The 15,251-nt window shown below is 63.9% G+C and carries 17 protein-coding genes; 12 read left to right on the top strand and 5 right to left on the bottom strand.

Features of this window, described 5'->3' with window-relative positions:
- Positions 1–7: 7 nt before the first annotated feature.
- Entirely contained in the window at positions 8–193 is a 186-nt protein-coding gene (locus NKI16_RS14205) for a hypothetical protein (protein ID WP_023677835.1), read from the top strand.
- A gap of 14 nt (positions 194–207) precedes the next feature.
- On the opposite strand, the gene NKI16_RS14200 is transcribed toward NKI16_RS14205, so the two are convergent.
- The 5 genes from NKI16_RS14200 to NKI16_RS14180 form a co-directional block, all read right to left on the bottom strand.
- Positions 208–756 (bottom strand): DUF1254 domain-containing protein, encoded by a 549-nt coding sequence (locus NKI16_RS14200; RefSeq protein ID WP_352578419.1) that lies wholly within the window; start codon positions 754–756, stop codon positions 208–210.
- Complete coding sequence (locus NKI16_RS14195) at positions 749–1,333, bottom strand: DUF1214 domain-containing protein (RefSeq protein ID WP_352449049.1); 585 nt, start codon at positions 1,331–1,333, stop codon at positions 749–751. The genes NKI16_RS14200 and NKI16_RS14195 overlap by 8 nt, the downstream gene beginning before the upstream one ends.
- A 97-nt stretch (positions 1,334–1,430) precedes the next feature.
- On the bottom strand, positions 1,431–3,590 hold the full coding sequence (locus tag NKI16_RS14190) for a transglycosylase domain-containing protein (protein WP_352923012.1): 2,160 nt from the start codon (positions 3,588–3,590) through the stop codon (positions 1,431–1,433).
- Between the two features lie 175 nt (positions 3,591–3,765).
- On the bottom strand, positions 3,766–4,374 hold the full coding sequence (locus NKI16_RS14185) for an NAD(P)-dependent oxidoreductase (RefSeq protein WP_352923009.1): 609 nt from the start codon (positions 4,372–4,374) through the stop codon (positions 3,766–3,768).
- A 19-nt stretch (positions 4,375–4,393) separates the two neighbouring features.
- Positions 4,394–5,287: a class I SAM-dependent methyltransferase gene (locus NKI16_RS14180; protein ID WP_352923006.1), complete on the bottom strand. Its 894-nt coding sequence runs from the start codon at positions 5,285–5,287 to the stop codon at positions 4,394–4,396.
- A 129-nt stretch (positions 5,288–5,416) separates the two neighbouring features.
- On the opposite strand from NKI16_RS14180, the gene NKI16_RS14175 reads away from it, so the two are divergent.
- The 11 genes from NKI16_RS14175 to NKI16_RS14125 all read left to right on the top strand — a co-directional run bounded on the left by NKI16_RS14175 (position 5,417) and on the right by NKI16_RS14125 (position 15,184).
- Positions 5,417–6,313 (top strand): LysR family transcriptional regulator, encoded by an 897-nt coding sequence (locus NKI16_RS14175; protein WP_352923003.1) that lies wholly within the window; start codon positions 5,417–5,419, stop codon positions 6,311–6,313.
- A gap of 309 nt (positions 6,314–6,622) precedes the next feature.
- Positions 6,623–6,895 carry a hypothetical protein gene (locus NKI16_RS14170; RefSeq protein WP_352636439.1) on the top strand — a complete coding sequence of 91 codons (273 nt, stop codon included), beginning with the start codon at positions 6,623–6,625 and terminating at the stop codon, positions 6,893–6,895.
- Positions 6,896–7,106: 211 nt separating this feature from the next.
- Positions 7,107–7,517, top strand: coding sequence for a DUF3168 domain-containing protein (locus NKI16_RS14165; protein WP_023677827.1), 411 nt, complete (start codon positions 7,107–7,109; stop codon positions 7,515–7,517).
- Positions 7,518–7,890: 373 nt separating this feature from the next.
- Positions 7,891–8,190 (top strand): hypothetical protein, encoded by a 300-nt coding sequence (locus NKI16_RS14160; RefSeq protein ID WP_352449043.1) that lies wholly within the window; start codon positions 7,891–7,893, stop codon positions 8,188–8,190.
- A gap of 64 nt (positions 8,191–8,254) precedes the next feature.
- Positions 8,255–8,920, top strand: a complete 666-nt coding sequence (locus NKI16_RS14155) for a response regulator transcription factor (protein WP_352636416.1) — start codon at positions 8,255–8,257, stop codon at positions 8,918–8,920.
- 10 nt (positions 8,921–8,930) lie between these two features.
- Positions 8,931–10,358, top strand: a complete 1,428-nt coding sequence (locus tag NKI16_RS14150) for an ATP-binding protein (RefSeq protein WP_051406157.1) — start codon at positions 8,931–8,933, stop codon at positions 10,356–10,358.
- 121 nt (positions 10,359–10,479) lie between these two features.
- Complete coding sequence (locus NKI16_RS14145; protein ID WP_023677823.1) at positions 10,480–10,914, top strand: RT0821/Lpp0805 family surface protein; 435 nt, start codon at positions 10,480–10,482, stop codon at positions 10,912–10,914.
- A 222-nt stretch (positions 10,915–11,136) separates the two neighbouring features.
- Positions 11,137–12,273: a c-type cytochrome biogenesis protein CcmI gene (ccmI, locus tag NKI16_RS14140; RefSeq protein ID WP_352922999.1), complete on the top strand. Its 1,137-nt coding sequence runs from the start codon at positions 11,137–11,139 to the stop codon at positions 12,271–12,273.
- Positions 12,274–12,276: 3 nt separating this feature from the next.
- On the top strand, positions 12,277–12,720 hold the full coding sequence (ccmE, locus tag NKI16_RS14135; RefSeq protein WP_023677821.1) for a cytochrome c maturation protein CcmE: 444 nt from the start codon (positions 12,277–12,279) through the stop codon (positions 12,718–12,720).
- A gap of 14 nt (positions 12,721–12,734) precedes the next feature.
- On the top strand, positions 12,735–14,723 hold the full coding sequence (locus NKI16_RS14130) for a heme lyase CcmF/NrfE family subunit (RefSeq protein WP_352782812.1): 1,989 nt from the start codon (positions 12,735–12,737) through the stop codon (positions 14,721–14,723).
- Positions 14,720–15,184 carry a cytochrome c-type biogenesis protein gene (locus NKI16_RS14125; protein WP_084641257.1) on the top strand — a complete coding sequence of 155 codons (465 nt, stop codon included), beginning with the start codon at positions 14,720–14,722 and terminating at the stop codon, positions 15,182–15,184. The genes NKI16_RS14130 and NKI16_RS14125 overlap by 4 nt, the downstream gene beginning before the upstream one ends.
- Positions 15,185–15,251: the final 67 nt, after the last annotated feature.

The following is a 15,251-nucleotide window of genomic DNA, read 5'->3' as shown; positions in this document are numbered from 1 at the left end:
GCGAACCATGGGCATGGTACTGTCTTTCGTGCCGCGAACGGCGGCAACCAATCGAGCACAACAAGCCGCGCCGGCGGCAGTGATCATCTTTCCCGGGGTGCGCTACGAGCAGCGGCCGCTGACGGGCGAAACGCGGCCGGCCGGCCCCGACAAGCCGGGACCTTCGGGAACATTGCCGGTACCGCATCACTGAGCATCGGAACCGGCTTAAAAATCCTGCAGTTCGCAGGAACTCTGTTCGAGAAACCGCGAGACGATCGGCTTCCAGCTGTCGTCGGGCACGAACGAACGGATGACGAATACGCCTTCCTCTATCGGCGCCTCGACGAAGATGGCCCCTTGCAGTTCCTCGGGAAGATCCTTGCGGACCTCGATCATCTGGGCCGGCGTCAGCACAACGGTGTCGAGCACGCCTGCGGTCGCGCTGTGGTCGTTGAACGAGTAGATGTTGTGGCCGCCGCGGTCGTAGACCGATATCGACCAGAACGGCACCTTTCCCGGTGCCTTGACCCGCATCATCCCCTCGGCAAGATCGAAGCGGCATGCCGCCGCATAAAACAGCGGATCGACCGATTTCACCACCGGCGCGCCGCCGGCTTCCGCGTCGAGCCTGGTCATCTTGTAGAGATCCGAAGCCATGGCCAATCGCGACCAGGCGTCGCGTTCGGAAAACTCGGGGACGAGCAGCAGCACGATGATGTGCACGATGCCGGCGCCGAGCAGGCCGAGCAGCACGGCATGCAGCAGGCTACGCATTGCAGCCGACCTTCTGGATCTGCGGCAGCGTGACGTCCGAGAGACCGGTGCTGCTGGCGATCGGCGTGTCGTAGAACGTAAGCACCAAGTACATCTTGCCGGCGCCGCTGGTCAGCAGCCAGTTGCCGGGCGCAGGGCGGCTGCCGACGGAAATGACCACCGAATTGTCGGCCTGGCGCAGCACTTGATAGGACTGCAGCGCAGCCGGCCTCGGCTTGCCGGTCTCGACCACGCCAAGCGACTGGTCGGCGGCATAAAGCGTCCAGAACCGGGCGGTGGGAAAGCCGCCCGCAATCTTGTAGGCACATTGCCGCTTGAGCTGTTCGCCGCCGGAATCGCGCTCGGCGATGAAGGACAGTCCTTCCGCCTGTCCGAGCGCCAGCACGCCTTCGCGAGCCACGCGGGCCTTCGAATAGGGATCTGCCGTCGGCGTGCCGATATCGGGGAAGGCGGTCCATTGGCCGATCCTGATGGCGCCGACGCCATCCTGCAGCTTCAGTGCATACCAGACGCTGCCGCCACCGCCGACGACGGCTATGGCAAGCGAAAGCAGTGTCAGGAAGGCGTTCTTGAGCATGAGGAGGCAGGGAACCGAAGGCCGGGACTGAAAGATTGCCCCTCGGGGATATCGCGGCGCAGGGCCTTGTGGCAAGCGGCCCTGTGGAATTGACCGCTCAGAGCGCCGACAGGGTCTCCGGCGCAGCGGGCGCGTCGAGCACGGGTGCCGCCTGGAACAGCTTCGTGAGTTCCTTCAGGGTCTGGGTGGTCCGGCTGGACAGCACCGGCGGACGCTCGGCGGCGGCATCGGCTGCTGCCTGTTCGGCGCTCTTCTTCTCCGCTTCCTCGGCCTTGGCAGCGATTTCGGCATCGACGAAGGGGTGATCGAGGCCGGGGATCGGTCTGAGGTCGATATTCTGGTGCGCATAGAGCATCAGGCGCTGCCACACCATGGCCGGCAGCGTGCCGCCGGTCATCTTGTTGGTCGCGGTGAAGTCGTCATTACCGAGCCAGACGGCAGCCGTGTAGTTGCCGGTAAAGCCGACAAACCAGGCATCGCGGTAGGACTGGGTCGTGCCGGTCTTGCCGGCGACGACGATGTTTGGAAGGGCTGCGCGCCGGGCAGTGCCGATCACCGGCACCGCCGCCAGCATGGTGTTCATGTATTTGAGCGCCTGCTCCGACAGCACCCGATGCGGCGGCGGCGCATCCTTGGCGAAGTCGTAGACCACCTCGCCGGTACGGGTGAAGAGTTGGCTGACGCCGTGCCGGGTTCCGGCAAGGCCGTTCTGGGCAAATACGCTGTAACCCGTCGCCTGGTCCATCACGGTCATGCCCGACGTGCCGAGCACCATGGTCTTGTGTGATTCCAGCGGCGACTCGACGCCCATCGCTTCGGCCATCGCCTTGATCGGCTTGATGCCGAGATAATCCTTGGCCAGCCGCACCGGCACCGTGTTGATCGATTTGGCCATCGCCGTGATCAGCGTGACGTTGCCGGCCGACCCGCCATTGTAATTGTGGGGCGACCAGCTGCCCCAGGAGATGGGTCCGCCGGAAACCACCGAATCCGGCGTGAAGCCATGCTCCATCGCCGTCGCATAGACATAGGGCTTGAACGAGGAGCCGGTCTGGCGAAGCGCTTTGGTGGCGCGGTTGAACTGGCTCGCGCCGTAGTCGCGGCCGCCGACGATCGCCCTGACGGCGCCATTGGTCTCGATGACGACGATGGCGCCCTCGGTGACGTTGTATTCCTTGCCGAACTGGCGGAGGTGGAACTCCATCGATTCTTCGGCCGCCTTCTGGATGTTGGCATCGAAGGTGGTGTGGGCGACAAGCGAGTGCGGGCCGCCTTTGGCGGCGATTTTCTTGACCTCGTCGAAGGCCCAGTCGAGGTAATAGTCGGGGCTCTTCTGCTCGCCGCGGTCGACGATTTCGGCCGGGTGCAGCCTTGCCTGCAGCACTTGGCCTTCGGTCATGAAGCCGGAATCGACCAGATTGGACAGCACCACGTTGGCCCGCGCCCGGGCGGCGGGCAGGTTTATGTGCGGCGCATATTTGGTCGGCGCCTTGAACAGGCCGGCCAGCATCGCCGCCTCGGCAAGGTTCAGGTCCTTGACGCTCTTGCCGAAATAGAAATCGGCTGCCGCCTCGATGCCGAAGGTGCCGCCGCCCATATAGGCGCGGTCGAGGTAAAGCTGCAGGATTTCCTTCTTCGACAGATTGGCTTCGAGCCACAGCGACAGGAACGCTTCCTTGATCTTGCGCTCGAACGTCCGCTCATTGGTCAGGAACAGGTTCTTGGCCAGCTGCTGGGTGATGCTCGAGCCACCCTGGACGACGGAATTTGCCCGCACATTCTCGAATATGGCGCGCGACAGGCCGAGCACATCGATGCCGTAATGGTCGAAGAAACGGCGGTCTTCGGTCGCCAGCACCGCCTTGATGACATGGTCGGGCATCTCGTCGACCGGCACTGAATCGCGCTGGATGATGCCGCGCTGACCGATCTCGTTGCCGTAGCGGTCGAGGAAGGTGACGGCGAAGTCGCCTTGCGTGCGCCAGTCGCCGGCGGTTATCTGGAAGGCCGGCAAGGCCAGCGCCAAAAGCACGACGATGCCGCCGGCAGCGAGCGTAAAGCCTTCACTCAACAGTTCGATCAGGCCGCGGCGCCAGCCGCCGACGCGGAAACGCCGCGAGAAGATGGTCGCCGCCTCCCAGAACTGGCGCGCCCTGAAGCCGATTTCGTAGACCGAGGAATCGATCCACGCATCCACCGCCAGCAGCCTAGCGGCGACCGGACCTCTTCTCTTGCGTGGTTCCAAAGGACTGGCCATTCCAGGATCCGGCTGCGGCGATGCCGCCAACTGAGAAACCGCATACCGGCAATTTCACGGCGGCGCGCCGCTATGACTATTCGTCCATTTTGGCGCTGCCTACAAGGGCGATGAAGATAAGGGCGATGAAGATAAGCGGGAGGTTTGTCGAGGGGAAGACGGCTCCCGTGCGGCGTCAGCGCAGGATGCTGACTGTCCTGCGCGAGTAGGTGGTGTCGTTGATCTGGGCGAGCATGAAGGCCGGCAGCAGCGATGCCGCCCGGATGCCATTGCCATGGCGGAATTCACCCGTTGCCGCTCCATTGCTCAGCTTGGGCGGCCGCACGATGGTCCAGTCGAGACTGGATTGAACGACCAGGCTTTCCTTCACCTCATGGTCCGTCACCTCATTGCGCAGCACCAATGGCACGATGATGTTGCCCAACAGGAGGCCTAGTTGCCGCCGGCCGTCGCGAACGCCAAGGAATGAAAGATAGATGAGCCGTTCGGGGCCGGCCTGCTGCATCGCCGCGACGATGAAGCCGATGCCGGCAACGACGGCCGGATCGCGTTTCAGCGGCACGCCCACCCCAAGACAGCTGAAAACCGCATCATACCTAACAACGGCGCGTTCGACTGCCTGCCGATCGGCGACGTTTCCGACGATCACCTTCAGATTTTCGTGGCTGATGGCAAGCTTGCCCGGCGTGCGGACGAAGGCGGTCACCGCATGGCCCTTCGCCAACGCCGCCGAGACAAGCAGTCGACCCGTCGCACCGGAAGCGCCGAAGATCAGCAGTTTCATCGTCCGCTCCTGGAAACCGTTAGCCCCGCTTACGCCCGGCGACGAAGGCGACAGGCGCCCCGGTCGGGCCGGGCAGCAACCGGCTGTCGGCATAGCCGCTCTGATCGACCAGGTCCTGGGCTGCGCCTTTTTCAAAGACCGTGCCGCCCCACATTGTGGTGCGGAGGCGGGCGAGGGCGTCTCCCAGTGCATCCGGTCCAGGATTGACCATTGCCAGCAGCAGCCAGCCGCCGGGCCGCAACGCGGCGTGGCTGCGCTTGACGATGGCCCTGACATCCGGCTCGGGGATGAAGGCGCTTGGTACGAAAACAAGGTCGAACGCGTCCGTGTCCGCGATATCCTGGCCCAGCCCGGTGTGCAGTTCGATGCGATGTTCGAGCCCGGCTGCCCTGACGTTGGCAGCGGCCTGCGCGATGGCTTCAGGCAAGGGATCGACACCGACCGCCTTCAGGCCGGGCCATGGCCGCAGCATCGACACCGACAGGGCGCCGACGCCGACGCCGATATCCAGGAAGGCTGCGCCCGGTGCGGCGAGCCTCTCCGGCAAACCGGCCAGTTGTGGCGCGATCAGCCGCTTCAGCAACGCCGGGAAGCCAGATGAAACGTCGCCGAAGGCCTGGCGTAAACGGGCTTCCAGGGCCTCGACGCTTTCGGAGGAGCGCGACAGCAGCTTGCCACCTGAAAGCAGGTCGACCCGGATGCTGGCCAGCACCGGCGTAAGTTCGATGACGCCAGCACTTGCCACGACGTCGGAGGCGCCGAGTTCGGCAAGCACGACCCCTGTGCGCCGGGCCACACTGCCCTCGAGTGGCGTGCCGGAAATACGCGCCTCCATCGCCAAACCGAGCGCCACCAATGCATTGGCCGACGTCGCGTGCCGCGCCACCATCGTTCGCAAACCTTCGATATCCATCGATCGCTTCCCTGAATTGGATCAGGCCTATTCTCGCGCGGACGTCAAATTCAGGCGATTTGCAATTTCCGCGCATGCTTGTGCAAAACTGCACAGGTGCGCGGCGAGGAATTGATCTAGACTAGGTTCGTGACCAAGACCGGCGAACCGGACTGGAACGATTTGCGCTACTTTCTCGCTGCCGCCCGCGCGGGAACGTTGTCGGGAGCAGCGCGCGTGCTCGGCGTGCGTCACACGACGATCAGCCGGCGCCTTGCTGCTCTTGAGGCGGCACTCGGGGTTTCGCTTGTCGTGCGAACGCGGCAAGGCATCGAGATCACGCCGCTTGGCCAGACATTGCTGCCGCTCGGTGATGACCTTGAACGTACCATGCAAGCACTGACGGCGCTTGTGCGTTCGGGCAAGAATAGCGTTCGGCTGGCACTGCCGTCGGGCTTCAGCCCCCTTTTTGCCGAGCGTATGGCCGGGTTCCATAAGACCCACCCCGATATCAATCTTGAACTGACGAGCGGCAGCAGGCCCGTGGACCTGCAGCGCGGCGAGGCCGACCTAGCGGTCAGGATCGGCACCGTCGCCGCAGACGATTTGATCGCGCAGAAGCTTTGTGTTGCGGGCTGGTCGATCTATGCGTCCCAGCGCTATCTCGACCGTCACCCGATGCCCATCGATCCTCGCCAGCTGGCCGGACACGAGATCATTGGATTTCACGCAAGCCTTGCCGGCGTCCCCGGCGCCAAATGGGTTGAGGCGCACGGCGCCGGCGCGACAATTGTCCTTCGCGTTGCCGAAATGACGGAAATGCTGGCGGCGGCTCTGAGTGGCGCCGGTCTGGCGGTAATGCCCTGCATGTTGGCCGAAGCTGAACTGCGGATGGTGCGCCTTGCCCCCGACATTCTCGGCAGTCATCCGGTGTCGCTCGTCTATCGCCGTGAAATCGGGGCGGAGGCGCCGATGCGCGCCGTCATCCGCTTCGTTTCTACCATCATCAAGGACCATGCCGAGGTGATCAGCGGCGAGACGCAGTAGGGGCATGGTGCAGCCGCTTGCGCGAGGTGCCGAGGATTGGCAGTCGTCACACGGGACGCTTGTCCCGCTCTTTGCGGGTCGCACCGTATCGTCCGGCGTTGGTTCTCTCGGAAGACTCGCTGGATACTCGATTTGCGGGAGCGCCAGAGAATCTTGCGATCCGCGATAATATTAACAGGTATTATTTCTGCCAGGTCTCTCACCACAGTTGGGTCATGCCAAATGCCTGAGAATTGAATTTCCGCTGTGAAACACCTATCTTACAGTGAAATTCACGTTTTCGACTTTAGCTGCAAGGAGATTTTACCGATGGCCCAAGGCAATCAGAACATCATGGGAAAATCTGAGGCTCGCTTCATGGAAAATCAAAAGAAGACGGCGGAGCGGAACAAAGCAACTGCCGAATATCTCTCGGAGGCGAAGGCCAGGACCATCAAGACGGCAAGGCTGAGGGAATTGCGACTGGCCAAGGAAGAGGCGGACCGCGCGGCGGCGGCTCTGAATCCGGTCGCCCCGAAGAAGAAGCGGGCGTCGCGGACAGTCAAGCAGGCAGTATCCGCATCGATACAGCCCAAATCATGAGCCTGACATTTCCCATTCCAGCTGCAGCCAGGAAGCAAACGCATCGGCTTCGTCGGCCGTGCCGTCGCGGGTTGCAGGAGCAGGGCTTATTGCCGAGATCATGAAGGTTCATAATCCGCATGAGACGCGCTGATTCGCGCTTTGCCGGGATGCCTTCATGCAACGCAGCTACGCAGCCGGGAGGTCGACGCGACGGGCGAAGGGAAAGACGATGACCGCGCCGGCCGTCGAATTGCAGAGGGCCATATTCGAGGCAGTGAACGGCGATCCCCACCTGTCGGCGGCACTGGGCGATGCAAGATTGTTCGACCATGCGCCGGAAAATGTTGCGTTCCCCCACATGACCTTCGGCCGCACCAGCGTCTACGATTGGGCAACGGGGATGGAGAACGACGCAGAACAGTTGCTGACGTTGCATGTCTGGTCGAAATCAGAGGCCAGCAAGGAAACCAATGACATCATGGACCTTGTTAGCACCCGCCTGCGCGATACGGCTCTCTCGCTCGGCGAACATCGCCGCGCCTACCTCAAGCTCGAATTCGCCGAAGCCCGCTACGACGAGGACCTTTCGGCCCATCACGGGCTGCTGCGCTTCCGCGCCGTGATCAAGGACGAGGGCTGACCACCGGGCACTTTTTGCAAATCGAGCAATTTTGTTCTTGCTTTGTGCCGGCAGCTATGCTACTAATTCCCCTATGGTGCTGATGGCGCCAACGACCCGCCGCAGAGGCGGTTTTTTTGTTTCAGGTTCGGTTCGCCTGAACTGCCATCGGTTGCCTTGGGCCGGATGCTTCGTCCTCCCAAATGGTCCTGCCCGCCAGATGACGCCGGTTGTCGGCGAAGGATTGGAGGGCTAGGTTAAACATTGGCGATTTCGCGGAGCCGGGCGGCGAAATGGCAATCCGGTAATCTCGCGCTTCAGGGGTGTGGCGGGCATGCATTCGAGCGTTCACCGTTCATATCACGTTCAGCACCGGCGCGTTAGAACGCTGACCATGAAAACCCTTCGCTCCCACTTCCGGACCGCGGCACTGGCGCTGTCAGCCGCCGGTCTGCTTGCGTCGCAAGCGATGGCGATCCCCGCTGTCGTGCCCGAGTGGACTCAGCCGGTCGTCCTCGCCGCGTCCGACTGCTACGCGATCGGCCAGCAGGTGGCCGAGCAGAATGGCGGCACCCTGGCCAAGGCCTCGCAGTCGACACGCGGCGGCCAGCCGGTCTGCGTCATCGTCGTGCTCGTTCCGGGCAAGGACGGGCAGCGTCCCCGTCGCTCGGAGATCGTCGTTCCGCTGAACTGAACCGTGCCGTTTCCCAGTCTGCCGGAATCGGCCTATATCTGAACAGCTTCAACAGGCCTTCCGCATGCGCGTACTCGTCGTCGAAGATGACAAGGATCTCAACCGGCAGATCGGCGATGCGCTGGTCGATGCCGGCTATGTCGTCGACCGCGCTTTCGACGGCGAGGAAGGGCTTTTTCTCGGCGACACCGAGCCCTATGATGCCGCGGTGCTCGATATCGGCCTGCCGCAGATGGACGGCATCAGCGTGGTCGAGCGCTGGCGGCGCGGCGGCCGCAAGATGCCGGTGCTGATCCTGACGGCACGCGACCGCTGGAGCGACAAGGTTGCCGGCATCGACGCCGGCGCCGACGACTACGTCACCAAACCCTTCCACATCGAGGAAATCCTGGCCAGGGTGCGGGCCTTGATCCGGCGTGCTGCCGGGCACGCTTCGTCCGAACTGACCTGCGGGCCGCTCCGCCTCGACACCAAGGCCTCCAAGGCCGACGTCGACGGCGTGCCGCTGAAGCTGACCTCGCACGAATTCCGCTTGCTTGCCTATTTGATGCACCACATGGGCGAGGTGGTGTCCCGGACCGAGCTGGTCGAGCATCTCTACGACCAGGATTTCGACCGCGATTCCAACACGATCGAGGTCTTTGTCGGACGGCTTCGCAAGAAGATGGGCATCGACATGATCGAAACTGTTCGCGGCATGGGCTACCGCATGCGTAAGCCGGAGGCGTAACGCGGAACCGCTGCCTACAAAACCCGCCGTCTCGAACACGCCGTCGCTGCGGTCATGGCCGCGTTCGGTGGCGTTTCGCGTCATCGCCTTTTCCACGGTCTGGGCGATCCTCACTCTGGTCGTCATCTTCACCTTGATCACCACGCTCTATCGCCAGGCCAGCGAGCGCGGTTTCGACAGCCTGCTTTCGGCGCATCTGTTCAACCTGATCGGCTCGGTCGGCGTTTCTGAAAGCGGCCAATTGACCGGCGCCCCCGACCTTGGTGATTTGAGGTTCTCGGAACCGAATTCCGGCTGGTACTGGTCGGTCGAGCCTGCCTCGGAAGGCGTGCACGGCGATCTCCATTCGTCGTCGATGACCAAGGCGATCCCGTCGCCAAGCGTTGCCGAGGTGCCCTTCAATGCCAGCTTCCAGCGCAGCTATTCAGCGGACGGCATCGAAGGCGAGCAGTTGGAGGTGTTCGAGAGCGAGTTCGTGCTCGATGCGAAAAACCGCGCCGCGCGCTTCCGCGTCATGGGCAACCAGACCGAGCTCGAGCAGGAAATCGCCACCTTCCAGCGGCGCCTTTTGACCTATCTGTCGCTGTTCGGCGTCGGCATGATCGCCATCAATGCGATTGCCATCCTGCTCGGCCTGCAGCCGCTGCGCCGGGTCAGGAATGCGCTTGCCATGGTGCGCGAAGGAACCGCGCAGCGCCTAGACGGCCGTTTCCCGGCCGAGATCGAGCCGCTCGCCAACGAGACCAATGCGCTGATCGAGAACAACAGGCGTATCGTCGAGCGGTCGCGCACGCAGGTCGGCAACCTGGCTCACTCGCTGAAGACGCCGCTTGCCGTGCTGCTCAACGAGGGACGGGCGCTGGGTGGCGCCAAGGGTCAGCTGATCGCCGAGCAGGCCGCTTCCATGCAAAAGCAAGTGGACCATTATCTGCAACGTGCCCGCGTCGCCGCGCAGCGGGACAGCGTCGTCTACCGTACGCCGGTGGCGCCGCTGGTCCAGCGCATGGTTCGGGTGCTGCAGAAGCTCAACCCGCAGACGGCGCTGTCGCTCTCACTGCCGGCCACCGACATCGTCTTTGCCGGCGAACGCGAGGACCTGGAGGAGCTGCTCGGCAATCTGTTCGACAATGCGATGAAATGGGCAAGGAGCGCGGTCGCCGTTTCGGTCAAGCCAATCTCCAGCAAGGGTGGCGCTGGCACGGAAGGCGCAGCCAACCTGTTCGAGATCAGCATCGAGGATGACGGCCCCGGCATTCCCGACGACAAGGCGCGCGAGGTGTTGCAGCGCGGCCGGCGTCTCGACGAGACAAAACCGGGCAGCGGGCTCGGACTTGCCATTGTCGCCGACCTTGTCAACGAGTATGGAGGCTCTCTGGCGCTGGAACGATCCGTCATGGGTGGATTGAAGGCGATGGTTCGATTGCGGAGCCTTCAGTAATGCTTTTCCAGATTGCTTTTCCAGGTGGCCGGCTGCGGCCAAATTTCCGACAAACATCGACATTATGGCCGCGCCAGCTGCTGACAGCGCGGCGGTCCAGCTCAAGAAAGCCGGTATTGGCATGAAGATTCGCGTCGCGCTCGTTTCCGCCCTGCTCGCCGTCTCCGGCTGCACAACGCTCGGCAAGGGCCCGGCCGTTACGGTGACGCCGGCCGCGACGCCCCCCAGCGGCGCCAAGGTGGCGACGACGATCATCTCCGCCATGGGCGGCGGCCTCGTCGGCGGCTCTATCGGCGCCGGCCTGAGCGAGACCGAGAAGCGCAGCGCGCTCGAGGCGGAATACAAGGCGCTTGAATACACGGCGAGCGGCCAGAAAGTGGCTTGGAAGAGCGACAGTTCGGCCCATCGCGGCGAAGTGGTCGCCGCCCAGCCCTATCGCGTCGGCTCGCAGGACTGCCGGCAATACACCCATACGGTGTTTACCGGCACCGCCGGCGCCACCGCGCGCGGAACCGCGTGCCGCAATGCCGACGGCAGCTGGACGCCGCTGACGTAGCTGGCCGGCCGTCGATCCGCCGATTCCGGTCCGGCACTAAAGCGCGTCGCGTTCGACCGGCCTCATGCGACGCGCTTTAGGTTCTTGTTTTGATGCATGGTCGTTATCGCAAAACCGCTGCACACTTTTGCGCGACATGCATTATCGATCGGAGCGGCCCCGCCAAAGCGTCGCAGCACGCTTGTGTTGGCAGGGCAAGGGTCTCGTTCTATTGGAAGAGCCATGCTGTTCTGGGTCATAGCCGCAATCCTGACGCTGGGCGCAAGCCTGGCGGTGCTGCTGCCGTTGGCCGGCGGATCGAAGAACGCGTCCGCTGCCGGCGATCACGACCTTGAAGTCTATCGCGACCAGCTGGCCGAGCTTGACCGCGATATGGCGCGTGGCCTGATCCAGCCAATGGAGGCCGAAGAGGCACGCGCCGAAATCGCCCGCCGCATCCTTCGCCTGAGCAATGCCGGCCACGCCGACGACATGGCGACGCAGCCGTCGCGGTCGACAAGGCTGGTGGCGACGGCGGCCGTGCTGCTGGTTCCGCTGGTCAGCTGGGGCCTCTATGGCCAGCTCGGCTCACCCGACCTGCCGTCGCAGCCGCTCAGCGAACGCCTGGCCAAGAACCCCGCCGACAGCTCGGTCGACGAGCTGATAGCCCGCGCCGAGGCGCACCTGGCGGCCAACCCATCCGATGGCCGCGGCTGGGACGTGCTGGCGCCGGTCTATCTGCGCATGCAGCGATACGCCGATGCGGTGACCGCCTATCGCAACGCCATCCGCCTCGACGGCGACAGCGCCGCCCGCCAGGCGGGTCTTGGCGAGGCGATCGCCAATGCGGCCGGCGGCATTGTCTCCGCCGAAGCGCAGGCGGCTTTCGAGGCGGCGTTGAAGTTCGATCCGGCCAATCCGAAGGCCTCGTTCTATCTCGCCATGGGCATGGCACAGGAAGGCCGCATAGCTGAAGCCACGGCGGCCTGGCAAAAGATGCTTGCCGCCTTGCCGCAGGGCTCGCCGTGGCGCGGCGCCGCCGAGCAGGCGCTGGCCGAATCCGCCGCCCGCAGCGTCGCTTCGGAGGCGCCCGCGAAAGGGCCGACCGCCGAGGATATCGATGCTGCTTCCTCGATGTCGCCGCAGGACCGGCAAGCCATGATCAGCACCATGGTTGCCGGCCTCGACGAAAAGCTTCGGCAAAATCCGCGCGACGAGGAAGGGTGGATGCAGCTCGTTCGTTCCTATGCCGTGCTGGGCAAGACAGATCAGGCGCGTGACGCGCTCAATCGCGGTATCGCCGTCTTTGGCGCGGACAGCGATCAGGCCAGGAAATTCACCGCCTTTGCCGCCTCGCTTGGCGTGACGGCGACGGAGTAGACGATGACGCGCAAGCAGAAACGACTGTCGGTGATCGCAGCGGGGCTGGGGTTTCTCGGTGTTGCCACGGGGCTGACCTTCTATGCGCTTGGCCAGAAGGCCTCCTATTTCTACATGCCGGCCGATCTGGCCACCGCCAGCCTTCAGCCGGGCCAGCGCATCAGGCTCGGCGGTCTCGTCGAAAAAGGCACGGTCGAGCGTAGCCAAGGCGCCACCGTCGCCTTTTCGGTGACCGACAACCAGAAGGACGTCAAGGTCACCTATACCGGCATTCTTCCCGACCTCTTCCGGGAAGGACAGGGCGTGATCACCGAAGGCTCGTTTGGCCCTGACGGAATCTTTGTCGCCGACAGCGTGCTGGCCAAGCATGACGAGACCTATATGCCCAAGGAAGTGGCAGACGGCCTCAAGGCCAAGGGCGTATGGCAGGAGAGCAAGAGTGACTAGCGGGTGCGGTGACAATGGTTGAAACCGGACATTTCGCCCTGATCCTGGCGTTTGCGCTGGCCCTGGTGCAGACGATGGTGCCGCTGTTCGGTGCGCGCACCGGCAACCACAAGATGATGGCCGTCGGCGCACCGGCCGCGCTGACCGGCTTTGCCTTGACGGCGCTGTCTTTCGTGGCGCTGGCAACCGCCTACGCCGGCTCCGACTTCTCGGTTGAGAGCGTCTGGGAGAACTCGCATTCGCTGCAGCCGCTGATCTACAAGATCACCGGAACCTGGGGCAATCACGAAGGTTCGATGCTGCTCTGGGTGCTGATCCTGACCTTCTTCGGCGCGCTCGTCGCCGTCTTCGGCGGCAATCTTCCGGCGACGCTCCGGGCCAATGTGCTTGCCGTGCAGGGAGCGATCGGCGCCACTTTCTTCCTGTTCATCCTGACGACGTCGAACCCATTCGTCAGGCTCAATCCGGCGCCTATCGAGGGCCGCGATCTCAACCCGATCCTGCAGGACCTCGGCCTCGCCATCCATCCGCCGCTGCTTTATCTCGGCTATGTCGGTTTCTCGATCTGCTTTTCCTTCTCGGTCGCTGCCCTCATCGAGGGCCGCATTGACGCTTCGTGGGCGCGCTGGGTAAGGCCGTGGACACTGGTTGCCTGGATGTTCCTCACCGGCGGCATCGCCATGGGCTCCTACTGGGCCTATTACGAGCTCGGCTGGGGCGGCTTCTGGTTCTGGGATCCGGTCGAGAACGCATCCTTCATGCCGTGGCTGGCGGGCACGGCGCTGCTGCATTCGGCGATCGTCATGGAAAAGCGCTCGGCGCTGAAGATCTGGACGCTGCTTCTGGCGATCCTGACCTTCTCGCTGTCGCTGCTCGGCACCTTCCTGGTGCGCTCCGGCGTGCTGACCTCGGTGCACGCATTCGCCACCGATCCGACGCGTGGCGTGTTCATCCTCTGCATCCTGACGCTGTTCATCGGCGGCTCGCTGGCGCTGTTTGCCTTGCGCGCCTCCCGGCTGACGGCCGGCGGCCTGTTTCACCCGATCTCGCGCGAAGGCGCGCTGGTCCTGAACAATCTGTTCCTGACCACCGCCACCGCCACTGTGCTGGTCGGCACGCTCTACCCGCTCGTCGTCGAAGCCCTGTCTGCCGACAAGATTTCGGTCGGCGCGCCGTTCTTCAACCTGACATTCGGCCCGCTGATGGTGCCGCTGCTGGTCGTCGTGCCATTCGGGCCGCTGCTCGCCTGGAAGCGCGGCGACATTTTCGCGGTCGCCCAGCGCCTGATGGCGGCTTTCGCGGCGGCGCTGCTCGCCGTGCTGGTGACGGCCCTGTTCATCGATGGCGCTTCGGTCTTGGCGGCACTCGGTGTCGGCCTTGCCTTCTGGCTGATCTGCGGCGCGCTCACCGATCTCGCCGTCAAATCCGGCTTCGGCACCGTCGCGCCCGCCACCATGCTCAGGCGCTTCGCCGGCCTGCCGCGCTCGGTCTTCGGCACAGCGCTTGCGCATCTCGGCCTCGGGCTGACAACGCTCGGCATTGTCGGCACGCTTTGCTTCGGGACCGAAAAAATCCTGTCGATGCATGCCGGCGAGACCGTCGAACTGTCCGGCCACAAGCTGCGCTTCGAGGGGCTCTACCCGGCCCAGGGGCCGAACTACAGTGAGGATCGCGGCCGCTTCGCCCTGCTTGGCGCCGACGGTAGCGTCGCAGGCGAGATCACCTCGGCCAAGCGCTCATATCCGGTGCGTCAGATGACCACAACCGAATCCGGCATCAGGACGATCGGCTTCAGCCAGCTCTATCTTTCGCTTGGCGACGAGGGCAGCGATGGCTCTGTGGTCGTTCGTCTGTGGTGGAAGCCGCTGGTGACGCTGATCTGGGGCGGCGGACTGGTGATGATGGCGGGCGCGGCGATGTCGCTGCTCGACCGCCGCCTGCGCGTCGGCGCACCGTCGCGCCGCAAGGCTGCGGCCGGCGTGCCATCGGCGAGCCCGCAATGAAAAGGGTCACGCTGGCCTCGCTGGTCCTGCTGCTGGCGCTGTTGTTCGCCGGCGCCGCGCAGGCGGTCAAGCCCGACGAGGTGCTCGCCGACCCGGCACTCGAGGCGAGGGCGCGCGCTTTGTCGGAAGGCCTGCGCTGCATGGTCTGCCAGAACCAGTCGATCGACGAGTCCGATGCCGACCTCGCCCGCGACCTGCGCATCCTTGTGCGCCAGCGCCTGGTCGCCGGCGATACCGACCGGCAGGTGATGGACTATGTCGTTTCGCGCTACGGCGAATTCGTGCTGCTGAAGCCACGCTTCAATCTGCGCAATGTTTTGCTCTGGGGGACGCCAGTTCTTCTGCTGCTCGTTGGCGGGACATTCATCCTGCTGGCCGCCCGCTCGCGCCGTTCGACGGTGACCGCTGCATTAACTGCCGAGGAACAGGCGGCGCTGGACAAGATGCTCCGCCGCGATTGATCGATACATTACGAAAGTTTCATGTACCGGAAATGGCGCCGTAATGTGCGGCTCTCTATTTCCTTTG

It is taken from the genome of Mesorhizobium sp. M0698, assembly GCF_040320455.1.
In the GTDB taxonomy this organism is placed as follows: Bacteria; Pseudomonadota; Alphaproteobacteria; order Rhizobiales; family Rhizobiaceae; genus Mesorhizobium.
Note: the sequence above shows the minus strand (reverse complement) of the source record. Positions and strands in the feature narration are given on the sequence as shown.